Here is a 24,651-nt window from a genome sequence, read left to right as displayed (position 1 = left end):
ATGTATGGCGATTCGTACGCCCCAACGAGCGGTGTTCACACGCTCCGTACCGCGTCGTCGACGAGTCCCAAGGCGATCTCCCGAAGCTCCTCGGCGCGCTCTTCCTCGCGCGATTCCGCGGTCACGCGCACGAGCTGTTGGGTACCGCTCGCCCGGAGCAGGAACCATCCGTCCGAAAAGCCGACCCGGACGCCGTCGATCGTCAGCAGGTCGGCCTCGGGATAGGCCTCGGGAACTGCCGCCGCGACGTGCTCCATCACCGCCTCCTTTCGATCGGTTTCGATGTTCTCGCGGCGCAGGTGCGGGGAGACGACGCCGTCGACGAGTTCCGACAGCGGCGTCTTCGTTACTGTGGCCGCGAGCTTACACGCCGCGAGCGGGCCGTCGGGACAGAGCGTCTCGTCGGGCCAGATCCACGCCCCGCTCGGTTCGCCGCCGAAGACGACGTCGGACTCGGTCGCGCGTTCGGCGACGTGGACGTCGCCCACCTTGGTGTGGGTGACTGACGCGCCGATCCCCGCTAACTCGTCCTCCACGACGAGGCTCGTATCGACCGGGACCGCGACACGGGTGCCCTCGCTCGCGGCTTCGCGCGCGAACAGCGCGAGCAACACGTCCTTCGGGACGAACCGACCCCCCTCGTCGACGGCCATCATCCGGTCGGCGTCGCCGTCGTGGGCGATCCCGAGGTCCGCATCGGTTTCGGCGACCCGCTCACAGAGTCCCTCGCAGTTCTCTGCGGTCGGTTCGGAGGGCCGGTTCGGGAAGCTACCGTCGGGTTCGGCGTTCATGGCCTCGACGTCACAACCGAGTCGCTCGAGAGCGGTGGCGGTGACGCCGCCCGCACCGTTGCCGAGATCGACGACGACCGAGAGCCCCTCGAGGACGCCGTCCCCGCCGACCGCCTCGACGAGTTCCTCGACGTGGTGCTCGGTCGCGTCTTCGAGGACGGTTCGATCCCCGCCATCGTTCCAGCCTCCGAGATCGTACTCGCCCGATTCGATGCGTCCTTCTATCCGTCCGGCCTGGGCGGCGTCGAACGCCTGCCCGGAGGGGTTCCAGAGTTTGAGCCCGTTGTCCTCCGGTGGGTTGTGGGAGGCCGTGACGACGATTCCCGCGCCCGCGTCCTCCCGCCCGACGGCGCGTGCGAGCGTCGGCGTCGCGACCATTCCGGCATCGAGGACGTCCGCACCACACTCACGCGCCCCCGCAGTGGCGGCTTCGCACAGCCACTCGCCGCTCTCGCGGGGGTCACGTCCGACGACGACCCGGTCTGCGTTCTCGGTTGCTACCGCCCGCCCGACCGAGAGCGCGAGCTCGCCGGTAACGACGTCGCCGACCGGTCCACGGATTCCACTCGTTCCAAAGAGGCTCATATCGGCTCGTTGTTGTCCCCCCTCATTACTATAGGGTCCGGTATACGCCCGACCACGCCCCGCGGTCTCACGACGAACGACACCGACGAAGGCGTGATTAACCGTCACCTAAACCCCGATCCGTTATTGGCCGTGTCGAACGCTCACATTAATCACTCCCTTTACTCGACCTATACACAGCCTATTCGATTGCCCGCTTGCGATATCCGACATCTGCCTGATTTTATTCATGTGTCCGATCCTCGTATTTCATCCCGAATAACCAAGAGCGCTCGGCACCAATCACGAACCGATAATGACGAAGCGTTCACACCGGCGGCAGTTTCTCACGGCGATCGGCGTCGGCTCTCTCGGTCTGGCGGGTTGTACCGACCTCCTCGGCGATAGCAACGGTGGAAACGCCGGTAATGGTGGGAACGGCGGGAACGGCGGCAACGGGAGCGGTAACGGCGGAACGAACGGCGGGCAAACACAGGTGCCCCCGCCGGCCATCGCCGACGGTGAACTGATCGATGGGTTCGACCAAGTCGAGGGCTGGACCCCGATGGAGGGCGATGCGGTCGGCGACACGGAGATGGCGCTGACCGGCGAGCAGGCCCTTCGCATCGAGAACCAGGGGACGACCGCCGGCGTCTTCAAGGCGTTTCCCGAGGGTCTCGACGCCTCGGGCAGTAACCTCTCGATGGCCGTTCGTGTCGACTCCCCGCGACCGACCCGCGTCAGACTCGAGATCGACGCGCCGGCACGGGCCGACCAGCTCTGGACGTCTCGAACGATCCTCGAACCCCACTCGGGCTGGCTCCGAATGGACGCCGGCTGGACGGGCACTCGCGGTGAGCCGAACCTCGGGAACATTCAGGAAATGCGGATCTACATCCAGACCCAAGAAGAAGAGGAGATCCGCTTCTGGATCGACGACCTGCGAGCGACGCCCGCCGCCGATCAGGGCTACGTCATCCTCAGTTTCGACGACGGGGCCGCGACCCAGTACGAGCGTGCCTTCCCGATCCTCGAGGAGTACGGCTATCAAGGGGCATTGGCGGTCATTCCCGACTCGCTCAATCGCCCACAGCGCCTCTCGATCGATCAGCTCCGGGAGATGCGCGACGCCGGCTGGGACGTCTCCTCACACCCGGATCCGGGAACCGGACTCGCGGAAGTCGACCCCGAGGAGGCGAGAAACACGATCCAGTCCGCCTTCCAGTACCTCGACAACCGCGGGTTCCCCGACGGCGCGCGTCACATGTTCGCCCCCTATCACAGTATCAACCAGGAGGTCATCGACATCGCCCGCGAGTACCATGAGACGTGTTTCTACTTCGCCGGCAACAACAGCAACGTCCCGCTGACGGACCCGATGCACATCTCCCGTGTCGATATGCACGACATCGAGGGCTTTACCAGCCTGATCGACATGGCCGCACAGCACAACCAGCTCGCGGTCGGGTTGGCACACGGCGTTCAACCCGCCGACGCGGAAGAGGACGACCCGCTCGCGGACATCACGGACGAACAGCTCCGTGAGGTGCTCGATTACATCGAACAGAGCGATGTCGAGGTCATCACCCCCTCCCAACTCATCGACAGCATCTGAGGCAGTCCTGTTCTACCGAGTCGACGTTTTACAGACCTGTTACGAGCGATAGAGCGCGACCTCGCCGGTTGCGCTCACTCGAACGAGATAGCCCGCGAGCGGAACGGTAACCCGGCCCGATCGGTCCGTCGCCGGGTCGAACAGCGCGTTCAGCGCGTCCGGATCGACGACGTCCCCGATTCGGATGTCGAGGTTGAGCGGATCGACCCCTTCGGCCGCTGCAAGCGTCTCGATTATCGTCGTCGTGAGTTCCTCGTGTTCCGCTTGACGTGCGGTCCGAACTGCCACCCCGTTTTCGACCGGAGCGATCGTACTCATGGTTTACCGAAGACGATACCCGTATATGATCCTACGCTAACGTGACGATTACCGCCCCGCCTACCCCGGGGTTAGGCGGGGACGAACTCGGCGGCGTAGAGGTGGTTGAGCATGACGTAAGTGACGACGCCGAGGGAGAGGCTCAGGATCCACGTTCCTGCGGCGAGTCTACCCACCGCCGCGTGGCGAGTCTCGGTGAGTTCGCCCGGCGTGTGGGTCAGCCCGAGAACGATCGCATACAGCACGAGCGGCACCGCGAGCACTGAGAGGACGATGTGGATCGCGAGCATAGCCAAATACGCCGGATAGACCCACTCCCACAACGGTACCCACGCGTACTGGGTCGCGAGGACGAAGTGTTTCTCGCCGCCGCCGCCGACCTTCGGGAGATACAGTAGGAGGAACAACACGATCAGGACGAACGACAGCACCATGGCGTTCCTGTGCCTGTCGATCTCGCCCTTCCGGATCCAGTACCACCCGAGCGCGAGCGATACCGTCGCGGTCGTGTTGACGAGTGCGATCGCGTGTGAGAGCAGATCGACGCCCGCCTCGCCGATATCGGGATACAGCGGGACGACACCGGCGAACGTCCCGATAACGAGCGTGTAGCCCAGTGCCGTGAGCACGAGCGCCGCCGCCAGTGGCCGATCCTTCGCCCGTCGCTGTACGTCTGCCGTCGCCATACCGATCGTTTGGCGTCGGGCGCTAAATGGGCTCTCATTTCACCCGAAGCCAGTCCGCGCCGACGACTCGACCGGACGGATAGCACCCTCCCGTGGCGTGGATCGTCACTCGATAGCGGCGCGATCAGTTCATGGACGAGCGATTCGCTCGGCACGATCGTCCCTCGAAGAATCGCAGTGGGACCGCCCGGATTTGAACCGGGGTCAACGGCACCCAAGGCCGCAAGGATACCAAGCTACCCCACGGTCCCGTACCCCTTGTTTTCCCGCCGATAACGAAAACGTTTCGTTCTTACCGGCCGCGTGTCTATCGCCGGTATGGTTACCGGTCTCGAAATCGCGATCCTGATCGCGGTTATCGTCCTCCTGCTTGGTTCGTACCGCGTGATCCACACCGTTCGCCCGTTCATCGTTAACGCGGTCGTCGGTCTCGTCGCTCTGATCCTCGCGTCGGTGTTCGGATTCGGCGTCGAGATCACGCCGATCGTTCTCCTGATCGTCGCGATCGGCGGTGTTCCGGGCGCGCTGCTCGTGATACTGCTCGCCTATCTGAACATCGCCTTTACACCCCTCCTCGCGCTCGTTTGATCCTCCGACGGCGCATCGGTCGACCGGTGTCATGCGGTGGCTAGAGCACCTATTTATCCCATACCGACATCATTCGCCTGCCACGTCCCGAGAGGATGCGCCCCCTTGCGCTCGTCGTCTCGTGGTTCGTCGCCGAAGACCGATGGACCGAACGGCGAACCGACCGACCCGAGTGACCTGACTTGAACCCTGGTCCGGTCAGTCTTCGTCGTACAGTTCCATCTCAGCGACGATGTCGAGGGGGTCCTCGCCCTTTCGGATCCCGTCGAGGATCTTGAACGCCTCGTCGGGCGCGAGGAAGTGTCGGGTGATGGCCCGCCCGAGCGGTGTCGGGGAGAGGCCGTCGATGAACTTGTATTCTAGGAGTTTGCCGATGGCGTGAGTGGTCGGAATCTCGCCGATCATGCGGTCGTTGAGCGTTTTTGCGCGTTTACCCCCGACGGTCACGTTCGCGAGCGTCTCCTCGATCGCCGCCGACTCGTCGTAGTGCGTGCGCACGGGCTCCATTTCGTCTTTCAGCAGGGTGAAGGCGACCTCGTCCTCGGTACCCTCCATGCTGTTGTGGTACGCACAGTCGGGTTCGACGAGCAGGTAGACCGTCCCCCGATCGTGATAGTCGGGACGGCCCGCCCGCCCGAGCATCTGGTGGAACTCCTGGACCGAGAGCCACTCGATGCCCATCGCCAGCGAGTCGAAGATCACCTGCGAGGCAGGGAAGTCGACGCCCGCCGCGAGCGCCGCCGTCGTCACGACCGCCGAGAGTTCTTGGTCTGCGAACATCCGCTCGACCTTCTTGCGCCGGCCGTAATCCAGCCCCGCGTGGTACGGCGCGGCGTTGTACTCGATCTTTCGACTGATCTCGTGACACCGCCGCCGGGAGTTGGTGAAGATGATGGTCTGACCCTGATACCCCTTCGAGGACTCCCGGTCGAACTCCCGCTTGACGAGCCTGTTTTCGATGCGCGGTTTCTCTGCGCCGTCGGCGAAGGTGAGGTGGCGCTCGATCGGGATGGGCCGTTCCTCGAACTCGATGAGCCGCGCCTCGAGCTTCTGGGCGAGCCACTCGGGGTTGCCGACGGTCGCCGAGAGGTAGATCCACTGTGCACCGCCGTAGCGTTGTCGCGACTGTGAGCGCTGCTCGCAGTAGTCCTTCAGCCGGGCGATCAGCCCGTCGAGGCGATGGCCCCGCTCGTCTTCCTTCAGGGTGTGGACCTCGTCGATGACGACCGTGCCGATGTCGCCGAGATCCCGCCCCGTCCGCAGCGCGTGGTCGATCCCCTCGTAGGTGCCGACGATCACGTCCGCACCGGGATCGAAGCGGTTGCCGTCGTCCCTGACCCGGCTCGCGCCCACGCGCAGGGTGACGTCGACCAGATCGCCGTACTCGTCGCGAAAGTCCTCGTGTTTTTGGTTCGCGAGCGCCACGAGGGGTACGAGAAAGAGCATCTTGCCTTCTCCCTTGAGCACACGGTCGATCCCGGCCATCTCCCCCACGAGGGTTTTCCCCGTCGCCGTCGCCGAGACGACGAGCTGGTCTTGTTCCTCGAACAGTCCGTTTTCGACGGCGAGGCTCTGGACCGGCAGCAGGTCGTCGAACCGTCCCTCCAGCAGGCCCTGTAGTTCCGGGTGCAGATCGAGCGAGGAGACGGGGACGGGATCGACCTCGTCGGTCGTCGCGCTGATCTCGTCGAACTTCGTGAGGTCGGGATCGAGCTGACCCTGCAGGAGGTTCGTGATCCGTTCCAAGTCCTGAACTTCCAGCAACAGATCCTTTAGCCTGTCTTCGGCCGCGCCCGTCACGCCGCCCGCGTACGAGAGTTCGCGTTCGAGTTCGATGAACGCACAGTCCGGACAGATCTGTTCCCGGCCCGTTTCGATCGCCGTTTCCTCCGTTATCGGCGAGTACCGTCCCGCCGCCGCACATAGTCGACAGGTCCTGACGACACGCGCATCGAGCTGGTAGCCCGCAAGCATCTCGCGGAGTTCGTCGCGTCCCTCCCGTGAGGTCTGTTCGGAGATCCTGATTCGGTCGGCCCCGCGGGCGAACTCGACGAACTCCTCGGGGCTGCGTGGCTCCTGGGTCGAGTCGCGCTTGATGCGGAACTTCCCGGGTCGGGGGCCCGCCTTCGTCTCCTTCAGTTCGAGGACGGCCTGGAACAGCCGCTCGTCGTCCCTGATGGGCACGGCGAGGTAGTCGTCGCCGGTCCCGTGGAGAAAGAGCGTCCCGACCCGCTGGCGCTGCGTTGACACTGGCTGCCCTACGAGCGGGAGGTATTTGTGCCTGTCACTCTCCGGGCGCTCACAGCGCGAGCAACAGCCCGAGCGTCGCGAGTAGAAACCCGCCGCTGCGTCGAGCCCACTGGCTGTCGAGGTCAACGTCCGCCGCGTGGGACGGCGACTGAACGCTTTTTACTACTGCTAGCGAACATCACTCATGGGAACCGGTGCAGCGTCGGGCGACGCGACGGCGAACGACGGGTACAGACTGGTCGTCGCCGTCGGCGATCCGAGCTACGCCGAGCAACTGGTTCGGACGGCCGTCGACATCGCACGGGCCAACAAGGGCGAGGTGATGATCATCACCGCCGTCCACAAACCCCGCGACTCGCCGTTTTCGGTCTTCTCGGACGAGACCATCAGGACCGAGTTCGCGGGCGACCGCCGCGAGATCCTCGATCGGGCGCTTTCGGTCGCCGACGGCACCGTCCCCGTCGACGGTCGTGTGGTCGTCGGGACCGACGTGGCCAGTGCGATCCGGTCTGCAGCCGCGGACCTCGACGCCGACGCGCTGTTGGTCGGCTGGCACGGCCGGTCCCGTAGGGACGGGATCGTCCTCGGATCGACCATCGACGACCTCCTTCGCCGTAGCGGTTGTGACGTGCTCGTCGAGCGGATCGGGCCGACCGCCGACGGGGTCGATCGGGTGCTGTTGCCGGTCGCGGGCGGCCCACACCTCCCGCTTGCGGCGAGCGTCGCGGAGGCGGTCGCCGGCGCGAACGACGCGACGGTGGCCGTGCTCTCGGTGGTCGCCCCGAACGCCGACGAGGCCGAACGCGAGACCGCCCGCGAGCACCTCGCGGAGGCGACCGACCTGCTGTCGGTTCCGACCGAAGCCGAACTCCGGGAGGTGCCCGATGTGGCCGACGCCATCGTCGAGGCCGCCGAGGATTGCGATCTCGTCGTGTTCGGGGCGACCCGGCGCGGGTTGATTCGCCGCCGAGTGGTCGGATCGGTCCCGCAGGCGGTCGGCCGACGCTCGGATCGGACCGTGATCGTGGCGCGTCGTCGGCCCGATGCGTCGGTTCTCGGTAGGCTAGCAAGCCGGCTATGGGACCGCTGATCGCCGTGACTCGTGGCGTCTTTTATACGTCTGCTTCCCCAATCTCCCGGTAATGTTCAAGAGTTTCCGGATCGGCTCGCTTTTCGGAATTCCGATCAAGCTAGACGTCTCTTTTCTGCTGATCCTCCCGATCTTCGCGTGGCTGATCGGCGCGCAGATCGAACTGCTCGTGGGACCGTTGAACGCCGTCTTTGGAACCGGGCTCGACGCTGCGGACCTCACGACTGGCTACCGGCCGTGGGCCCTCGGACTCGCTGCGGCCATCGGGCTGTTCGCGGGCGTCATCCTTCACGAACTGGGCCACTCGCTCGTGGCGATCCGCTACGGCTTCCCGATCGATTCGATCACGCTGTGGATCTTCGGCGGCTTGGCCCAACTCAGCGACCAGCCCGAAGACTGGAAACAGGAGCTTCTCATCGCCATCGCGGGCCCCATCGTCAGCGTTTTCGTCGGGGTCGGCTCGTATCTCCTGCTGTTCGTCGTCCCGTCGGGACTCGACGGCGTCGTGTTCGTTCTGGCCTACCTGGCACTGCTCAATATCGCGCTCGCGGGCTTCAACATGCTCCCGGCGTTCCCGATGGACGGCGGGCGCGTCCTGCGGGCGCTCCTCGCGAGAAACCGCCCCTTCGCGCGGGCGACCCAGATCGCCGCCGAGGTGGGAAAGCTCTTCGCGCTGCTCATGGGACTGTTCGGCCTGCTCCAACTCAACATCATCCTCATCGGGATCGCCTTTTTCATCTACATCGGTGCCTCGGGCGAGGCCCAGCAGACCGTGTTGAACGCCGCCTTCGAGGGGGTTCACGTCGACGATATCATGACTCCCGGCGAGGAGGTCGACAGCGTTTCGCCCGACACCTCGGTTGCCGACCTCTTAGAACGGATGTTCTCGGAGCGCCACACCGGCTACCCCGTGATGGAGAACGGTCGGCTCGTCGGGATCGTCACCCTCTCGGACGCCCGTGGGGTCGACGCCGTCGAGCGGGACGCCTTCACCGTCGCGGACGTGATGACCACCGAACTGGAGACGATCGAGCCCGACGCCGAGGCGATGGAGGCCCTCAACCGGATGCAACAGCGCCGAATCGGACGCCTGCTCGTCGTCGAAAACGACGAACTCGTCGGGTTGATCTCCCGCACGGACCTGATGACCGCGCTCGATATCATCCAATCGAGCGGCTCGATCGAGGCCGCAAAACGGGCGGCCGACGAACCCGATCCCGATTCCGACCGCTCACCACCGCCACGGAACCGTAGCTCCGATCAGCGCTGGGATCGATAGCGTCGAAAAATTCGTCAGTCGATGTCGATACGCGATCCGTCGTCCGAGACCTCCTCGCGAGTCGGGAGCCGAACTTCGAGAACGCCGTTTCGGTAGGTCGCGCTGATCTCCTCGTCGATCACGTCGCCGACGTGGAGCCGTTCGTGGACGTGGCGAGTGTGCCGCCGAGCGGTAGTCGCGTCGTCTTCGCGTCTCTCGTGGGACGCCTCGACTGACAGGACCCCGTCGTCGAATCGGAGGTCGATCTCCTCCTTCTCGAAGCCCGGCATGTCCGCCAGTACGACGTAGCCCTCGTCGTCGGTGTCGAGACTCAGGTTGATCCCGACGTTGCCGTCCGGGAGCGCTGGCCGGTCGGCCCAGCCGTCCCACATCGAACGGCGCATCTGTTCGAACATTCGATCCATCTCCTCGAAGGGGTAGCGTCGCATTGCCATAATGATCGGTAGTATATTGTTTACAATTCTATATAAAATTTACGAGAAATGTGCTAACACCTGAACGAAAATTTACTCGATTTCGAATCGCAGTAGCTTCTTATGGCAAGCAGTTGTACTGATCGGTGATGCCAGAGATCACCGTCTCCGACTCGCTGTACCGACAGCTCGAAAGCGCCTGCGACGAGAACGATTTCGAGTCGGCGCTGTGGGAGATGACCTACCTGTTCCAGCGCGGTAACGACCCCTCGGAGTAACGCCGTTTTTACAGACCACGTCGGCCGCCGAAAGCGCCGCTGTTCTAGATCCGGGTACCGGGTAGAGTCGAACGGAGCTTACTGCCTCTTCAGCGTTCGAGAGGGGGGTTTCCGGCGAGAGCACCCGCTCGTGAGCTATCGTTCGAAAGAGGTCCAGGTGCGAGAATTGAACCCGCGTCTCAGCCTCCACAAGGCTGAAGGATAGTCCACTACCCCAACCCGGACACACCCACTCCTACTCGCCCTGTGGCTGAAATACGTTACGACTCTTCGAGGACGTGGGGTGTGCTATCACTGGTTAGTAGGATACCCTGCTCGTTTCAATGGGCGTCACTGTAGCAGGGAGTACCGTCTGAAGCGAGATACGGGACGTCACCCTCGAATAGGACCGGGCGCTTTTGTGATCGCGGCCCGTAGAGCCTTCCATCGTGGCGATCACGGACAAGATCTACGTCAAGAACCACCGCCAACTCGTCTCCCAACTCGAGACCTCGATCCCGAAGGGGGCGTTCAAGGGAGCGACGCTCGACTTGCTCTTTCAGGGGGAGGGCTTGGAGAAACTCGATGAGGCCTCCCGCGAGCGTGTCCTGGAATTCGCACAGGACTTCCTCGACTGTGGCTGTGACACCAACCCCTACTGTGGGCATCCCGAACGCAAGTTCATGCGCTACCTCCTCGAACTTCGAGCCGGCGGCCTCGGTCCCGAGGCGATCGTCGACGTGATGAGCGACGACTACATGGTCTATGCGTATCCCGGCGACGTCCTCTCGTTTCTCGACGATTCGGTCAGAACGCTCGAGGCGATCGAGGCGCTCGCGGGCGTCGACGGGAACGACGAGGCCGAGCGGGTGGCAAGCGAGAAGAAACGCGAACTCTCGGGCTAACCCAGCCTGTAGGGGTCCTCGGCTTTCCCGTTCTCGCGGTCGAGTTCCTCGAGGTGGACGACCTCCTCGATCTCCTCGCCCTCGTCGAGCCGTTGGCGTAACTGCGTGATGTAGCGTTTGTGCTCGTCGAGTTGGTCGCGGAGGTGTTCAGCCTCGAGTTCGAGGCGCTCGTGCTCGCGGACGAAGCTCTTTGGTACCTCCACCTTCGGTGGGAACTCCTCGGTGTCCTCTCCAGTCGCTTCGCCTTCGGGAACGACCCGCACCTGACCGTCGTGGGCAACCAACGTGTCGACGTAGTCGCGAAACACAGCCGAAAGCGAGATGTCACGTTCCTCTGCGATCTCCCGTAACGTCTCGAAGACGTCCTCGTTGACGCGAAACGAGATCGTTTTGTTCTTGTTGCCCATTCTCCCCTCACTTCGCTCGTAAAACACTTAAGCGTTCGTCAGACGACTGGCGATGGGTCCACCGAAGCGTGGTTTTCGCCCGCGCTCGCCTCGGTTGACTGCTCGCGTTCGGGTATTCGATCACGTTTCGGTGCCGTCTCTTCGTCTTCTACATCCCCGCTCGGTGAGACACCCATCGCGGCGTACACCGCTTGCCATCCGGCACTCGGCGACGTCCGACGGTCGGTCGTATCGATACGTTCTTGCCTCTCGTTGGGTTCGGGTTGCATGGGCTGGTAGCCGGCCTGTTCGGGTGGTAGTGACACCCGGACGCCTCGATTTTGGCGATCGTTCAGGGCAGTGTCGATCGAAAACGATACGTCGTTACGCCGTAGTTTCGGCGCTCTCTTCGGATTCGTCGTCGGCTTCCTCGACGCTTTCGAGTGCGGAGAGTAGGTCTCGCCGGTAGTCCTCGATCGGGAGGTCGTACTCCTCGCGGGCCATCGCGGCGTACTCGTTGGCCTCGTCGTCGAACGTCTCGATGCGTTCGATCGTGCGCTCTGCGGTTTCGACGACCCAACGATCCCGCGTGCCGACGTCGACCTCGGTGATCGATTCCGGTCGGACCGAGACGTTGACGTCGCCGTCGTCGGTTTCGTAAGTGCGTGGCTTCCCGACGATCGAGACGTACGCCGGCGGTTCGGCCTCGCGCAGGAAGTTCGCCGCCTCGGGCTGGTACTGGCCGGCGTAGACGAAGAACGTACCAGTGGGGTCGACGATCCGACCCTGCCAGTACTCGCTGTCCTCGCCGACGTCGCTTTTCTCGGTGAGTGTGCCGACGATGAACACGCGGTTCGCGCGCGCGCCCGTCGGGAGCAGCGCGTACAGCGGCGCGCGTTCGTCGTCGCTCTCCTTGAACGTGTAGCCGGCGTCGTTGAACTCGCTGGCGAAGACGCGCTGGGCGAGTTCGCGGGTGGGTGCTTGACTCATTCAGATCGACCTCGCTTTGATCAGCGTCTCTTCAGGATCCGTCGGTTCGCCCAGTTTCTCGACCGCGTCGGCGAGTACGTACCGGCCGAACGTCGGGCCTCGGACGCGGTAGTACCGCCCGAGCAGTTTGCCTCGAATCTCGTCGGCGACGACCGTCGTGTCCAGTGCGTCCATCGCCATCTGTTTGGCTTCGTCCAAACCGATCCCGGCGATCTCTTCGGTCGCTTCCTTGTCGAAGATCACTTCCTGGACCTCGCGGCCGTCGTCGAGGACGCCCTTGATCCGGAGGTCGAACTCGCCTTCGACCTCGCCGTGTTCCGAACACCGGCCGTTCTGGAGGACGCGGGTACAGCCCTCTTCGGGGCAGCGCTTGATCAGCCCCGACCCCGACTGGATGTCCACGAACGCGCCTTCGATCTCGGTCTCGTCGTCGCCGACTTCGAGCTCCTCGTCGAGCTCCGTAATCGTGGTCGTCCGGTTGAGCTTTACCGAGAACTGACCCTGATACTCGTCGGTGACGACGTTCTCTAGGCGGTAGACGGCGTCTTCTTCGAGTTCCGGTAGATCCGACTTCGCCCACTTGGTGAACTTCAGGGTGCCCGATGGATCACCCAGCAGCCCCACTTGAGCGATGGAGTCGCTCCGGGGCTCCCAGAGGTCGACGACCTTCACGGTCAGATCGACCCATTGCTCTGCGGCGTCGATTCCCGCGAGCTCTACTTCGCTGTTCGATCCACCGCCGAGCGCGTCGCGCTCCAACCCTGCCTCGTCCAGATAGTGATTGGTGACGCTTCGACGTGCTTCCTCCGCGGGGATCTTGTACTCGCTGACGAGTGTTTCGAGTCGGGCCTCGACCTCGTCGCTGTCGATATCGAGGTGTTCGGAGAACTGGTCTGCTATGCGTTCCGCATGCTGTCGCAGGTCTGTCATGGGTTTACTGTCTCCGCTTCGTTTTCAATGGGAGACATACGACTGTTGGTCCCCGATAGTATAAAAAGTTCCGTGAGCGGAGTGAAAGTGATCCCTCCATCCTCGAGTACCGTCCGTAGCGAGCGTCCGTATCCGGTCAGCCGACGGTTCGGTACGTATCGATACACCTACCTCGAACGTACTCCCGTACGGACGCGAGGTAAATTCGACGACGGGTCTTTGTGTGGCGCTCCTGTAGCAACCGTATGGATCGACGGGCGATGAATCGTTTCGTACGGACGACGCTCCGCAAAGCGGGGCGACACTACGAGAAGGCACGCCACGACTACGAAGGCGCCAGAAATTCCGTCCTCGAAAACGAACGCGCACACATCGTCTGTCGACGCTACGCCGAGAAGCGAGCCGTCGAACTCGATTCTGACGGTCGTCCCGAGTGTTACGAGGCCGGTCATCCCGACTGTGAGGGCTGTGTCGAGGACCTCCATAACGAGACGATCGAGACCTGGTAGCTTCCGTTCGTACCTCTTTGGGGCGTCCGATTCGCGCGTGACCGGGATAAACTCTATTCTACGATATAGAACGATAGGTGATGGATAAAAGGCGGTTCGGCGAGACGGCTCCTCTCGAACGATGGATCGGGGTTAAGGAGGTTCGACCGACGTACCGATCAGCGCGCTTGCGATACCACGGTGCGACTCGATGGTGACGGGTCCCCTCTCGGTTATCGATGCGGTCGGGGCGATGTCTGTCGCTATCGCCTTACTGTCTCACCTATATACCATCAAGGTCGATACGTTCGTGGTGGGCTCGTCATCGACGTCATCGCTATCGAAGCGGTTACTTCGAACGCGAAGCGATCGAGACCGAGAGCACAACCGCCGGAACGCTCTGTAGTAGACGGAGATCACAACAAAGGACAGCGGTGCAAACGAACTGATCGCGTTCAAGCTTCCGAGCACCGCGAGCGCCGGTGATGAGTAACGGTCGTCTCGGCTCACTGTCGTCGATTCCGTGGAGTTCGGTCGGGAGGTTGTCCTCACAGACCATCTCTTCCAGAGTCGAGCGGCGCTAGAGGGGATCGCAGTGAGCGCATTGCCCGTCGAAAACAGGAGGAGTTCCTACCCCTCGAAGGCAACGAACGCGAGCCACGCGAGAGTACTGGCGGTGACGGCGACGATGCCGAGCGCGGTGAAGATCCCGACACCCATCATATAGCCGACATCCATCGAGACCGATCTCGAGAGACCTATCTCATTGTTAGATTTACTCTACCACAATACTTGATCTACTTATCCGTTCGGCACGCCGAAACTCGGGGGCTGATCGGTCGGTATCGTCCCGGTGGGGGATCGAGGACCGTTTTCAGAAGCGCGACCCTCCCTAGTGCACACCACCTCGACCGAGAGCATCGCTCGCCGGTTCTCTATCGTCACTGTTGGTTTATAATCTGTGGTGGACCTCCGGCTGATCGTCGGGAGTTCGTTCAACCGGTGTCCTGTCGCCGGACTCGTACGGTGCCGTCCATTGTGACTCCTACCAGTAGGTCGCGCTTGACTTCACGTCCGCTCACTGCGTCACCGGCAGCATCGCTGACGGATTTCATCAGTTCCGGCGCGGTCTGGTTGACCTTCACACCGGCGTCGTCACAGGCGGCATACACGCGAGAGGGAATGTCGTAGAGATCAGCGCCCGCGGCGACGTCCACGCGAACCGGAGCGTTGAGTGCTTCAGCGAAGGCGATCGTTTCGCGGGCCTTTTCGACGTTCGTCCGGGCGCTCGCCTCGATGCTCGAGACGTTCGCCCGGGAGGTACCGAGGCGATGGGCGATGTCGGCTTGTGGCACGTCGCGTTCGCGCAGTGCCAACACCTCGGCCTGTCGTCGGGTCAGCACGTTTCGATCCGACTCGAAGCCGACCTGATCGAGCAACGCGTCGACGTCGTAGTCGTTCGATTCGGTCATGGTGCGCCTATGCGCCCCAGAAGTTGTCACGACTGCCGAGCCGTTCGCGACTCGGTTTTCTGCCCTTTCCTTCCGTCTCCTCGTCCTCGGACTCGCCGTCCGTTTCGGCCCGCTCCTCGTTCTCCTCGGATTCGAGCGGGAGTCGTTCGATCTCCTCGGCACGGGCGTGGTTCGAGTGGACCCTCGTGATCTTCACGCGAGCGCGCGCCACAGGCAGGATCCCATCGACCATTACGATGAACCCGTCCTCGGTTCGACCCACGCCGGCTCCGCTCTCGTGCATGTCATCGACCTCGATGACGACCTCTTCGCCGGGCTGGACGGGCTGTTGTTTGAGTTCGCGGATCGGCTGATTGTAGTGGTTACACCACTCGGCGCCGCCGCGATCCCCGTAGTGTTGACACCCCATCCCTGCGATTCGCTCCGAATAACTCGGGCACTCGTCTGCGAGCGGACAGTCCGGCATACGGAACGGTAGCAAAGCGGCGGGCTAAACGCTTACGACCCACCTTTTGCCAGCGAAGCGCAGGAAAAGGCCGATCAAAAGCGCACCTCGTTCCCGTCTGTCACTCGGTGCTACCGCTCGCTCACTTCGTTCGCTCGCGGGGAAAACGGGGCCGCAACCGTGACCGCCTACGCTAACGGCGTTCGCTCCACGACCGTCCCGTCGTAGGTCGGGTACTGCTCGACGATCTCGCCCTCGGTCAGGTCTCCTTCCTCGACCATCTCCTCTAAGAGCCACCACGCGAGTTCGACGTGATCCGATTTGGCGGTGTAGAACTCCGCGGGTACGTCCAGATCCCGGAGTCGGGCTTCGGGCGCCCGGGTCTTTCCATACACGAGGGTGCCGTCGTCGGTGATCTCGTCGAACTCCCGGCGGATGTTGCGGGCCATCCGTTTCAGGCGATTCCGGTGCTGGGCGGCGTCCTTGAACACGCTCGTACAGAAGTAGACTTTCGGGTGATCGCCCATCTCCTCTAAGATAGCTTTCGAGCCCTCGACGGCGCTCATGTGGCCCTCTTCGAGCTCGTAGCCCTCCTCCTGCATCCGCCTGTAGTTGCCGTCGCTCATCTCGAACTGGTTGATGTTACAGAACTCCGCCGCCCCCTCGTCGAGGAAGTCGAGGAACTCGGTTTCGGCGCGAATACCGGGGATCTCGAACGCAGGAGTGAGTCCCTCCTCGCGGGCGATATGGAGGATCTCCTCCCATTCGGTGCCGTGCATCTCGCCCCAAAGCTCTAGGGGAGGGTGGAATCGGATCTCGTCGAGGCCCGCCTCGCTGAGTCGGCGCATGTTCTCGCGTCCGCCCGTGATGCCCGTATAGAGGTGGGTGTGGTGGTCGGCACCGAACTCCTCTTTGAGCAGGCGCAGATACCGGCAGGTCTTCTCCATGGCCTCCTGTGGTTCGCCGCCCGTCAGCGAGGTACCCAAAGCGTCCATCCGCTTTGCCTCCTCGATCACGTCGGAATCGTTCTCGACGGGGCGCTCGTTGGCGTAGACCTGCGTGACGTTCTTCCGGTTTTCCCCCAAGGGACAGTAAAAGCAGTCGCGCTGGTCGCAGTAGCCGTAGACGAACAGCACCATCTTCCCCCCTTTTGCGCACTGCTCACAGCCCTTCGAGATCATTTCGTGTTCCGACAACGCGTCCGATGGACAAAAGACACACGGGTTCGTCCCGAGGGCCTCGCCGCGGCAATCGATTCCCCGAAGGTCCTTATCCGCCCGTAGCGTAGACCCGCCCGATGCTGCTGGTGTTGTGTGTCGACCTCGACGACGACATCGGCCGGAAGACCGGCTTCGACACCCCGGTCGTCGGCCGTGAGGCCTGTGAGGCCGCCGCCGTCGCGCTCGCTACCGCCGATCCCGAGGACTCCGACGTGAACGTCCTCTTTCAGGGTACCCACCTCTACGACCGGCTCGCGAGCGAGGGCGAGGCCGTCGAAGTCGCCGCCATCACCGGCAACGCGAAGGCCGACGTCAGCGCCAACCGCGAGGTCGGGGACGAACTCGACCGCGTGCTCGCGGGACTGGCGACCGGCGAGTCCGTCTCCGTGATCATCGTCACTGACGGTGCCCAGGACGAGAGCGTCATCCCCGTGATCCGTTCGCGCGTTCCGGTCGACGGCGTGCGCCGGGTCGTCGTCCGGCAGGCTCAGGACTTAGAATCGATGTATTACACGATCAAGCAGGTGCTGAACGACCCCGAGACGAGGGGGACGATCCTCATTCCACTCGGTATTCTCCTGTTGATCTATCCGCTCGTGGCCGTCGCCGACCTGCTCGGACTCCCCGGCAGTATCCTCGGGGTGCTCTCGGCGATGCTGGGCCTGTACGTTCTGTTCCGGGGGCTCGGGCTCGAAACGACGGTCGACGAGTACGCAGAACGCGGCCGACAGTTGCTCTACACCGGTCGTGTGACCCTGATCACCTACGTGGTGGCGGCCGCGTTGCTGTTCATCGGCGGCGTCGGCGGGCTCGAGGCCCTCGAGCGTGCTCGCGTGGGGACGACACTAGGGACCGGCGGCGTGATCGCCGCGCTGGTCTACGGCGCGATCCAGTGGTTCGCCGCCGCCGGGATCACCTCCAGTCTGGGCCAGATCACCGACGAGTACCTCGCGGGGCGTTTCGAGTGGCGCTACCTCAACGCGCCGTTTTACGTCGTCTCGATCGCGGTCGTGCTCCACGCTGTCAGCGCGTTCGTGCTGGGCTATCGGGACCTTCCCTATGTGGCGATCGCGCTCACGGTCGGCACGCTGCTGGGACTCGCGAGCACGCTCGTCTTCGCTATCGCCGAATCGAGAATAGATCGCCGGGCGGAGCCGACCTGAGCGTTTCAGGCCCGAAGCCGTTTGGGCGGTTTGAACCACGCGCTCGCCGCGCGGACCCACGCGGACCACGCCCGCGCGATGGGCGGTTGCTCGCGTTCGCGCTCGGTGATCCGCGCCTCGCAGTCGGGACAGCGGTACTCGACGCTCGTCGCACGTTCGCGGACGGTCCAGTCGCCATCGACCGGGCTCCAGTGTTCACAGTTCGGACAGAACAGCACGGATTTCCTGTCGGGCGGGCCGTCGGGGTCGGTCGCGTGGACGGGTCGCGTCATTGGACGGACGTACGGTCTCGGCGGATAAAGGTCCGTTGGCCAAGCGCTAAAACCGGGTTATTGTTCACGAATAACGACGAACTCCGCGAGATCGTGGAGGTACTCGTGGGCCTGTTCGTCCGCGACCTCGATCCGCGAGAGCGCCTTGAGTGCGGCCTCGGACTGGTCGTGGGCACGCTGGTCCGCCTCCTCCGGCGTGAGGTCGGTCACCTGTAGCAGGGAGGGCCGTTCCATCTCGTCGTCCTGTCCCGTGGGCTTTCCGAGATCGTCGGCGTCGGCCGTCGCATCCAGCACGTCGTCGCGGATCTGGAAGGCTATCCCGACCCGTTCTGCGTACTCGCCGACGGCCTCGACGGTGACGGCGTCGGCGTCCGTAGCGATCGCCCCGAGTTCGGCCGCGGCACGAAACAACGCGCCGGTTTTGCGTCGGGCGAGTTCCATGTACTCGGCCTCCGAACTCGGCTGGGCCACCAGCTCCGTGGCCTCGCCCTCCCCGAGTTCGACCATCGCCTCGGTCACCGTCTGCATCGCGCGTGGATCCGCCGAGAACAGCGCGAAGGCCTCGCCGAGCTGGGCGTCGCTCCCGATGATCGCCGGGCCGTAGCCGTACTTCGTCCACGCGCTCTCGACGCCGCGGCGTCTCGCCGACTGGTCGATGATGTCGTCGACCACGAGCGAGGCGTTGTGGACGAGTTCGATCCCGACGCCGAAGTCCACGGCGTCGTCCGGCTCGCCGCCGACGGCCTCGCAGACCAGCACCGTCACCGTCGGGCGGACCCGCTTTCCCCCCGACAGCGCCGTGTGGCCCACCTCGTGGGCGAGGCGATCGGGCTCGACCCCGCCCACGATGGCCTCCAGGCGCTCGTCGACGAGCGCTTGGCGACGTTCGAGATACTCCATTACCGGGCATTCGGGGCGGTCGAGGCAAGTAGATGACGGATCGACGGCGCTCCCGACGCCGGGGTTAACCGACGGGGCGACGTACGCCGCGTATGGACGTTCCGCTCCCGCTTACGTTCGGGTGGCGACACCTCCTGTTCGCCAACTGGTCGGTCGATCCCGACCGACTCGATTCGCACCTGCCCGACGCGCTGTCGGTCGATACCCATGAAGGAGCCGGCTGGCTCTCGGTCGTCCCCTTCGTCAACGTCGACACTCGCCCGCGCAGGCTCCCTCGACGTGTGGGGATCGACCTCCCCGAACTCAACCTCCGAACCTACGTCACCCACTGGGGCGAACCGGGGGTCTACTTCTTCAGTCTCGACGCACAGGGGGTCGCGAGCGTCCTCGGCGCGCGCCTGTTCCACCGGCTTCCCTACTACTACGCCCGGATCGAGGTGGAGGCGACAGACGGGGAGGTGCACTTCGCGAGCCGGCGGCTCCACCCCGGCGACCGGCCCGTTCGCTTTTCGGCGACCTACGGGCCGACGGGCGAGCCCTTCATCCCAGAACCGGGCTCCCGTGCGGCGTTCCTGACCGAGCGCAGACGGCTCTACACGCAGGGAGCCGATGGAGCCGTCCGCTACACCGACGTCGATCACGGCCCGTGGACGCTGTATCCGGCAACGGCACGGCTGGAGGAGAACACGCTGTTCGAGGCCAACGGGTTCGCCCGTCCCGACTCCGAGCCCGTCTGTTACTACAGTCCCGGCCTTGAGGTGACGACGACCGGCAGCAAGCGACGCGAACGCGGGCGAACCGAGTACCCCTAGCCCTCGAACTCGTCGATCAGCGCCGGCACCACGTCGAAGAGGTCGTCGACGATGCCGTAGTCCGCGATGTCGAAGATCGGCGCGTTCGGGTCGGTGTTGATCGCGACGATCGTCTCCGAGCCTTTCATCCCGGCGACGTGCTGGACCGCCCCTGAGATGCCGATCGCGATGTAGACCTCGGGCGTGACGGTCTTGCCCGACTGGCCGACCTGCCTGTTCTTGGGCAGCCACTCGTTGTCGACGATGGGCCGCGAGGACGACAGGGTCGCATCGAGCGCCTCCGCGAGCTCCTCGATCAGCTCGATGTTCTCCTCCTCCCCGATGCCCCGCCCGACGCTGACGAGCACCTCGGCGTCGCTGATATCGACGTCACCGCCGCCGACCTCCTCGAAGCCCGTGACCGTCGTCCGGACCGCCGACTCGTCGATATCGGCCTCGAACTCCCTGACCTCGGTGTCGCCGTTGCCGGTCGCGCCGGGCCACTCGCCGCCGCGGATCATCACCGCGACCCGCTCGGCGTCGACCTCGACGGTCGTCTCGACTTTCGAACCGTACATCTCGCGGGTCGCGACGAACCCGTCCTCGAAGGACGCATCGACCACGTCGGTCACCAGCGGCCGACCGAGCCTGGCGGCGACTGCGGGCCCGTAATCGAGGCCGTTGACCGAGTTGGGCATCAACACGACCGACGGGTCGAGTTCGTCGGCGAGTTGTTCCGTGACCTGCGTGTAGACGTCGTGGTTGAACTCCGCGCCGTCGGGTACCGTATGGACGACGTCGACGCCCTCCTTCGAGAGCGAGCGGGCGAACTCCTCGACCTGCCCGCTGATGACCGCGACGTGGAGTTCCTCGTCGAGGTCGTCGGCGAGTTCGCGGCCCGCACCGATCAGCTCGTAGCTCACGTCGCGCAGTTCGCCGCGGCGGTGTTCGGCGATCGCCAGAACGCCCGTCATCGGCTCTCACCCTTCGTGAGAACGATGCCGTCGGTACGCATCGAGCGCACACCGGTCGTCATTGTGCGCCCACCCCCTTCTCGCGGAGGACGCCCGCGAGCTGGACGGCGGTGTCCTCGGCGTTCCCCTCGAAGACCGTCGCGTCGCTTTCGACCTCCGGCTCGTACATCTCCGTGAGCCGGAGGTCGCTGTCGAGGCCGTCGAGACCCAGATCGGCGAGCGTCTGGACGGCGATCTCCTTGCTCTGGGCCTGTCGGATCCCTCTGAGGCTCGCGTAGCGCGGCTCGTTGATCCCGGTTTGGATGGTCAGAACGGCGGGCGTCTCGACGTCCGTGAGCTCCTCGACGCCGCCTTCGAGTTCGCGGTGGACGCTCGCGGTCTCGCCGTCGAACTCCAGATCGTTGACGACGGCGGCCCACGGGTAGTCGATGGCCGCGGCGAGCGAGACGCCGGTCGCACCGAACATGGCGTCGCCGGTCTGGACCCCGCCGAGGATCAGGTCGGGCTCCTCCTCGGCGACGACCGCCCGCAGGATCTCCGTTTTGGCGGCCACGTCGAGCAGCCCTTCGAAGGAGCTGTCCCAGACGCGGATCGCGCGGTCGGCTCCCTTCGCGAGCGCCATTCGGATCGTCTCCTCGGAGCGTTCGGGACCGATCGTCACCGTGACGACCTCGTCTGCGAGGCCCTCCTCTTCGAGCTGAACGGCCTCCTCGACGGCGTAGTCGTCCCACTCGTTGAGGTCGTATTCGAGGTACCGTTCGTCGATGGCAGCGCCGTCGATTTCGAAGTCGTCCTCGACGGTTCCCACCTCCGCGACGGTCACGAGAACCTTCATCAACGACCATTCCGCATCGCCTTGGTAAACGTTTTCGGAACTACTCCTCGGCGAGGGTGATGAGGTTCTCCCGTCCGATCCGTAGTTTCTCGATCTCGCCGTCTTCTTCCATCGACGAGAGGAGTTGTGAGACCTTCGCGTTCGACCAGTCGGTCTCGACGACGATCGTTGCCTGCTTCATTCGGCCGTCGTTCGCCCCGAGGAGCCGGAGAACCCGCTCCTCGTCCGACAACAGGTCCTCGTCGACGCCGGCAAACGGGTCGGGTCCGTCCTCGGAGTCCGTCGGATCGGGGTCGGGCGACACGGCGGGAGGCTCGCTGCTCGAGCGATCGGAAGCGGGAGTGAGTATCGTCGCCCACCCCCGATCGCCGCCGATCGCCGTCGGTACGAGCGGGGTGTCGTCGCGTCGTCGTGAGAGGAAGTAGATCAGCAGGACGATCGCACCCACGAGGCCGAGACCGAACCCGACCGTCAGCAGCGAAAACCCTTCGCCCGTCCGATTGCTCGGGACGAGCGTCGTCGTCGGCTGCCCGGGCTCGAACTGCTGGAGTCCCTCCCAGACGATCGTCCCGTCCTCGATGGCCGCGCGCGGGTCCGCGTTCTCGACGGCGTAGTCCTCCGGCGCTTGGATCACCAGCCGCTGGTCTGCCGACAGCGAGGGAAGCCACGTCTCGCCGTCGATGGTGAAGACGTCGCCGACCTCGAGGGTCCCGTCGGTGGCGTCGGCGAACCCGCTCCAGGTGAAGCTCAGACGCAGGGTTCCCGTGCTCGAGGTCGATTCGGCCTCCCGATCGACGCGTTCGATCGCCATCTCGCGACCCGTCTCGTCCTCGGCGGCGATCGCGAGCCGCTCGAAGACGTCGACCGAGAGCTCGCCGCTCGCCTCGCCGTTCTCGAACTCCCCGGCGAGACGCTCGAACGTGGCCCGGTCCTCCTCGGTTTCGAGCGAGAACTGCTTGTAGACCGAGACGTTCGCGTCGCCGTCCTCCTCGAGTCGGATCTCGATGGTCTGGGAGGTGTTGTCGACATCTGATGCGATCCCGGAGGACTGGCCCGCCGCCGGCTCCGCACCGAGGGCGAGGCCCCCGATGGCAGCCACCAGACAGAGGCCGAAAACGACGGCGACGGACGTCCGCATACAGTAGCGTGGTCCCCGGGGGGAGAAAATGCTTTCCATGCTAAATAAACGACCATATAACGATCTCGTTCACCGATAATTTCATACAGTATAGCATTAGTCCATGTCGAACAGTTTTTGTACTAGACGTGTGATGTAGATTCACTATGACCCGGCTGCTCCCGGTGATCCTCGCAGCCCTCCTCGTCTGTTCGCTGCCCGCCGTCGCCGTTTCCAGTGCGCTCGCCCCGGCCGTCGGGACCGGACTCGACCGATCGACGGGCTCACAGGCCGCCGTCGACGCCGCAGCGATCGACTGGCTCGAACTCTCCGAGGGGCCGGCCGCAAGCGGTACGGGCTACGTCGGCGTCGACCTCGGGGCGGCCCTCAGCGAGGACTCCAACCGGCTGGAGGCGCGCTACGCCAACCACCGGTTCGATGCGCGCATGGAACAGGCCGGCTCGGACGCCGAACGGCGGGCGATCATCCGCGAGGAGGCCGATCGACTCTTGGAGGCGGTCGCCCGGCTCCGCGAGCGCGAACGGACCGCCTACACGGCCTATTACGAGGGCAACAGCTCCGAGCGCGAACTGCTCGCCACGCTCGCGGAGGTCCACGCGAACGCCGCCGTCCTCGAGGCGTCGGTGACGACGCTCGAAGAACAGACGGCTGACACCCCCGGCGTCTCGCTCGACTCGGAACTGGAGGCGATGGAGACCGAGACGCACACGATGCAGGGGCCGGTCCGCGAGCGGGTCGCGGGGATGGTCCACGGCGAGGCCGACCCGGCGCGCGTCCACGTCGAGACCGGCGGCGAGGGCGTCGTTCTCGCAATGATCGACGGCGACCGTTTCTATCGCGAAGCCCACCGGATGGACCGGCGCGACCTCGACGCGGAACCGCAGTACTCGAGCCTCGGCCAGTCCGAGGATCGGATCGCGGAGCTCTACCCCTCGATATTCCCGGAGGCCCGCTGGAGCTACAGCGAGGTCGGTTACAACACCCATCGGGGAACCGGAACCTACAGCGAGGGCTCGCTGACGGTGTTCCTCGATACCAGGACCGGTGACGTCTATCGGGAGTTCAAGATGCTGCGCCTCGACCAACTCGACACCCGGGTCGTCGAGACCAACACCACGGATGGCATCACGACCACGGTCAGCGGGACCGTTCCGGGCGGACCGGCGAAGGTGACGCTCGCCGACGCCGAGACCGGTGCGGCGCTCTCGGGCGAGGTCACGATCAACGACCGTACCGTCGGAACGACCGACGACGGCCCGGTCTGGTTCGTCGCCCCGCGCGGTTCGATGACGGTCACGGCGACCGTCGGTGGGGACGAGGTCGAGTTCACCGTCGACGAGGAGACCGCGAGCCAGGGGACCGTCCGCGCCGCCGAAGGTTCATAACCCATCAGGGATCCAACAGGGGTGTGGCCCGAGCGATTTCCCCGGTGATCGGCGTCGTCCTCCTCGTCGCCTGTGCGGTGCTTCTGAGCGCGACCGTCGGCGCGATGGCGCTCGCCTACGAACCCTCCGATCCGGCGTCGGCGGTCGTCGTCAGCGGCGCGGTCGACGCCGAGGAGAACGGGATCACGCTCACCCTCGATCGGGGCGGCCCGCTCGACGTTCGTGACCTCTCGCTCGTCGTCGAAGTCGACGGCGAGCCCCTCGAAACGCAGCCGGCGGTGCCGGCGTACTCTCAAAGTGGGTTCACTGGGTTCCCGAGTGGCCCCTTCAACGCCGGGACTGATCCGGAGTGGACCCGCGGGGAGTCGGCGAGTCTGACAATCGCCAAGACGACGAACGGCCCCCACCCCGATCCCGGAAGCAGCGTCGTGATCCGTATCTACGAGGACGACCTGCCGATCGCGACCGTCGAGACGACCGCCTCCTAACCCGGTAACTCGACTCCT

At 64.5% G+C, this 24,651-nt stretch carries 28 protein-coding genes and 2 tRNA genes; 11 read left to right on the top strand and 19 right to left on the bottom strand.

Annotated features, from left to right (window positions below; translation table 11 throughout):
- Positions 1-35: 35 nt before the first annotated feature.
- On the bottom strand, positions 36-1,376 hold the full coding sequence (gene glmM, locus HAPAU_RS13500; protein WP_066383667.1) for a phosphoglucosamine mutase: 1,341 nt from the start codon (positions 1,374-1,376) through the stop codon (positions 36-38).
- Between the two features lie 295 nt (positions 1,377-1,671).
- Between glmM and HAPAU_RS13495 the strand changes: the two genes are divergently transcribed.
- Entirely contained in the window at positions 1,672-2,970 is a 1,299-nt protein-coding gene (locus HAPAU_RS13495) for a polysaccharide deacetylase family protein (protein WP_084383727.1), read from the top strand.
- 39 nt (positions 2,971-3,009) lie between these two features.
- Here HAPAU_RS13495 and HAPAU_RS13490 read toward each other — a convergent pair whose 3' ends face one another.
- The 3 genes from HAPAU_RS13490 to HAPAU_RS13480 form a co-directional block, all read right to left on the bottom strand.
- Positions 3,010-3,288: a HalOD1 output domain-containing protein gene (locus HAPAU_RS13490; protein ID WP_066383665.1), complete on the bottom strand. Its 279-nt coding sequence runs from the start codon at positions 3,286-3,288 to the stop codon at positions 3,010-3,012.
- 71 nt (positions 3,289-3,359) lie between these two features.
- Positions 3,360-3,974 carry a DUF420 domain-containing protein gene (locus HAPAU_RS13485; RefSeq protein ID WP_066383662.1) on the bottom strand — a complete coding sequence of 205 codons (615 nt, stop codon included), beginning with the start codon at positions 3,972-3,974 and terminating at the stop codon, positions 3,360-3,362.
- 178 nt (positions 3,975-4,152) lie between these two features.
- Positions 4,153-4,225: transfer RNA gene (locus tag HAPAU_RS13480), tRNA-Pro, on the bottom strand.
- 67 nt (positions 4,226-4,292) lie between these two features.
- Between HAPAU_RS13480 and HAPAU_RS13475 the strand changes: the two genes are divergently transcribed.
- Entirely contained in the window at positions 4,293-4,562 is a 270-nt protein-coding gene (locus tag HAPAU_RS13475; RefSeq protein WP_066383659.1) for a pro-sigmaK processing inhibitor BofA family protein, read from the top strand.
- A gap of 198 nt (positions 4,563-4,760) precedes the next feature.
- Here the strand turns inward: HAPAU_RS13475 and HAPAU_RS13470 are convergent, their stop codons facing one another.
- Positions 4,761-6,812 carry a DEAD/DEAH box helicase gene (locus tag HAPAU_RS13470; protein WP_066383656.1) on the bottom strand — a complete coding sequence of 684 codons (2,052 nt, stop codon included), beginning with the start codon at positions 6,810-6,812 and terminating at the stop codon, positions 4,761-4,763.
- A 184-nt stretch (positions 6,813-6,996) separates the two neighbouring features.
- Between HAPAU_RS13470 and HAPAU_RS13465 the strand changes: the two genes are divergently transcribed.
- Positions 6,997-7,902 (top strand): universal stress protein, encoded by a 906-nt coding sequence (locus tag HAPAU_RS13465; protein WP_066383655.1) that lies wholly within the window; start codon positions 6,997-6,999, stop codon positions 7,900-7,902.
- A 52-nt stretch (positions 7,903-7,954) separates the two neighbouring features.
- Entirely contained in the window at positions 7,955-9,181 is a 1,227-nt protein-coding gene (locus HAPAU_RS13460; protein WP_066383652.1) for a M50 family metallopeptidase, read from the top strand.
- Between the two features lie 14 nt (positions 9,182-9,195).
- On the opposite strand, the gene HAPAU_RS13455 is transcribed toward HAPAU_RS13460, so the two are convergent.
- Positions 9,196-9,615: an Hsp20/alpha crystallin family protein gene (locus HAPAU_RS13455; protein WP_245634109.1), complete on the bottom strand. Its 420-nt coding sequence runs from the start codon at positions 9,613-9,615 to the stop codon at positions 9,196-9,198.
- Between the two features lie 128 nt (positions 9,616-9,743).
- Here HAPAU_RS13455 and HAPAU_RS13450 point away from each other — a divergent pair, with 128 nt between their 5' ends.
- The gene (locus HAPAU_RS13450) at positions 9,744-9,872 is read left to right on the top strand and encodes a phosphohydrolase (protein WP_066383648.1); all 129 of its coding nucleotides are present in this window, start codon (positions 9,744-9,746) and stop codon (positions 9,870-9,872) included.
- A gap of 151 nt (positions 9,873-10,023) precedes the next feature.
- Here HAPAU_RS13450 and HAPAU_RS13445 read toward each other — a convergent pair.
- Positions 10,024-10,096, bottom strand: a tRNA-His gene (locus HAPAU_RS13445).
- 204 nt (positions 10,097-10,300) lie between these two features.
- Between HAPAU_RS13445 and HAPAU_RS13440 the strand changes: the two genes are divergently transcribed.
- Positions 10,301-10,756, top strand: a complete 456-nt coding sequence (locus tag HAPAU_RS13440) for a DUF5814 domain-containing protein (protein ID WP_066383646.1) — start codon at positions 10,301-10,303, stop codon at positions 10,754-10,756.
- On the opposite strand, the gene HAPAU_RS13435 is transcribed toward HAPAU_RS13440, so the two are convergent.
- Genes HAPAU_RS13435 through HAPAU_RS13420 form a run of 4 tightly spaced genes read right to left on the bottom strand, consistent with a single transcriptional unit; the run spans position 10,753 to position 13,062 of the window.
- Positions 10,753-11,163, bottom strand: a complete 411-nt coding sequence (locus HAPAU_RS13435) for a ribbon-helix-helix protein, CopG family (protein WP_066383644.1) — start codon at positions 11,161-11,163, stop codon at positions 10,753-10,755. The two genes, HAPAU_RS13440 and HAPAU_RS13435, sit on opposite strands and share 4 nt — an antisense overlap.
- Positions 11,164-11,201: 38 nt before the next feature.
- Entirely contained in the window at positions 11,202-11,468 is a 267-nt protein-coding gene (locus HAPAU_RS13430) for a hypothetical protein (RefSeq protein WP_157078470.1), read from the bottom strand.
- Between the two features lie 58 nt (positions 11,469-11,526).
- The gene (locus HAPAU_RS13425; RefSeq protein WP_066383640.1) at positions 11,527-12,132 is read right to left on the bottom strand and encodes an RPA family protein; all 606 of its coding nucleotides are present in this window, start codon (positions 12,130-12,132) and stop codon (positions 11,527-11,529) included.
- Complete coding sequence (locus tag HAPAU_RS13420; RefSeq protein WP_066383633.1) at positions 12,133-13,062, bottom strand: replication factor A; 930 nt, start codon at positions 13,060-13,062, stop codon at positions 12,133-12,135.
- Between the two features lie 260 nt (positions 13,063-13,322).
- Here HAPAU_RS13420 and HAPAU_RS13415 point away from each other — a divergent pair, with 260 nt between their 5' ends.
- Complete coding sequence (locus HAPAU_RS13415) at positions 13,323-13,571, top strand: DUF7091 family protein (protein WP_084383732.1); 249 nt, start codon at positions 13,323-13,325, stop codon at positions 13,569-13,571.
- Between the two features lie 974 nt (positions 13,572-14,545).
- On the opposite strand, the gene HAPAU_RS13405 is transcribed toward HAPAU_RS13415, so the two are convergent.
- The 3 genes from HAPAU_RS13405 to HAPAU_RS13395 all read right to left on the bottom strand — a co-directional run bounded on the left by HAPAU_RS13405 (position 14,546) and on the right by HAPAU_RS13395 (position 16,648).
- Positions 14,546-15,022: a Tfx family DNA-binding protein gene (locus tag HAPAU_RS13405; RefSeq protein ID WP_066383626.1), complete on the bottom strand. Its 477-nt coding sequence runs from the start codon at positions 15,020-15,022 to the stop codon at positions 14,546-14,548.
- Positions 15,023-15,029: 7 nt separating this feature from the next.
- On the bottom strand, positions 15,030-15,488 hold the full coding sequence (locus HAPAU_RS13400; protein ID WP_066383623.1) for a TRAM domain-containing protein: 459 nt from the start codon (positions 15,486-15,488) through the stop codon (positions 15,030-15,032).
- A 167-nt stretch (positions 15,489-15,655) separates the two neighbouring features.
- Positions 15,656-16,648, bottom strand: coding sequence for a radical SAM protein (locus HAPAU_RS13395; protein ID WP_066383621.1), 993 nt, complete (start codon positions 16,646-16,648; stop codon positions 15,656-15,658).
- A 116-nt stretch (positions 16,649-16,764) separates the two neighbouring features.
- Between HAPAU_RS13395 and HAPAU_RS13390 the strand changes: the two genes are divergently transcribed.
- Positions 16,765-17,850 carry a DUF373 family protein gene (locus HAPAU_RS13390; protein WP_066383616.1) on the top strand — a complete coding sequence of 362 codons (1,086 nt, stop codon included), beginning with the start codon at positions 16,765-16,767 and terminating at the stop codon, positions 17,848-17,850.
- A 5-nt stretch (positions 17,851-17,855) separates the two neighbouring features.
- Here HAPAU_RS13390 and HAPAU_RS13385 read toward each other — a convergent pair whose 3' ends face one another.
- Together HAPAU_RS13385 and HAPAU_RS13380 are read right to left on the bottom strand one after the other, a co-directional pair.
- The gene (locus HAPAU_RS13385; RefSeq protein WP_066383607.1) at positions 17,856-18,122 is read right to left on the bottom strand and encodes a hypothetical protein; all 267 of its coding nucleotides are present in this window, start codon (positions 18,120-18,122) and stop codon (positions 17,856-17,858) included.
- 57 nt (positions 18,123-18,179) lie between these two features.
- Complete coding sequence (locus HAPAU_RS13380; RefSeq protein ID WP_066383604.1) at positions 18,180-19,022, bottom strand: polyprenyl synthetase family protein; 843 nt, start codon at positions 19,020-19,022, stop codon at positions 18,180-18,182.
- 92 nt (positions 19,023-19,114) lie between these two features.
- Here HAPAU_RS13380 and HAPAU_RS13375 point away from each other — a divergent pair, with 92 nt between their 5' ends.
- Positions 19,115-19,834 (top strand): YqjF family protein, encoded by a 720-nt coding sequence (locus HAPAU_RS13375; RefSeq protein ID WP_066383602.1) that lies wholly within the window; start codon positions 19,115-19,117, stop codon positions 19,832-19,834.
- On the opposite strand, the gene HAPAU_RS13370 is transcribed toward HAPAU_RS13375, so the two are convergent.
- Genes HAPAU_RS13370 through HAPAU_RS13360 form a run of 3 tightly spaced genes read right to left on the bottom strand, consistent with a single transcriptional unit; the run spans position 19,831 to position 22,760 of the window.
- Positions 19,831-20,787: an electron transfer flavoprotein subunit alpha/FixB family protein gene (locus HAPAU_RS13370; protein WP_066383600.1), complete on the bottom strand. Its 957-nt coding sequence runs from the start codon at positions 20,785-20,787 to the stop codon at positions 19,831-19,833. The two genes, HAPAU_RS13375 and HAPAU_RS13370, sit on opposite strands and share 4 nt — an antisense overlap.
- Positions 20,788-20,845: 58 nt before the next feature.
- Positions 20,846-21,622, bottom strand: coding sequence for an electron transfer flavoprotein subunit beta/FixA family protein (locus HAPAU_RS13365; RefSeq protein ID WP_066383597.1), 777 nt, complete (start codon positions 21,620-21,622; stop codon positions 20,846-20,848).
- A 40-nt stretch (positions 21,623-21,662) separates the two neighbouring features.
- Complete coding sequence (locus tag HAPAU_RS13360; protein WP_066383738.1) at positions 21,663-22,760, bottom strand: helix-turn-helix transcriptional regulator; 1,098 nt, start codon at positions 22,758-22,760, stop codon at positions 21,663-21,665.
- 146 nt (positions 22,761-22,906) lie between these two features.
- Here HAPAU_RS13360 and HAPAU_RS13355 point away from each other — a divergent pair, with 146 nt between their 5' ends.
- Both HAPAU_RS13355 and HAPAU_RS13350 read left to right on the top strand, forming a co-directional pair.
- Complete coding sequence (locus HAPAU_RS13355; protein ID WP_066383593.1) at positions 22,907-24,145, top strand: DUF7096 domain-containing protein; 1,239 nt, start codon at positions 22,907-22,909, stop codon at positions 24,143-24,145.
- 23 nt (positions 24,146-24,168) lie between these two features.
- Positions 24,169-24,633, top strand: a complete 465-nt coding sequence (locus HAPAU_RS13350; protein ID WP_066383590.1) for a type IV pilin — start codon at positions 24,169-24,171, stop codon at positions 24,631-24,633.
- The last annotated feature ends 18 nt before the right edge of the window (positions 24,634-24,651 follow it).

Source organism: Halalkalicoccus paucihalophilus, from assembly GCF_001593955.1.
In the GTDB taxonomy this organism is placed as follows: Archaea; Halobacteriota; Halobacteria; order Halobacteriales; family Halalkalicoccaceae; genus Halalkalicoccus; species Halalkalicoccus paucihalophilus.
This window is presented reverse-complemented; position numbering and strand designations above follow the sequence as displayed.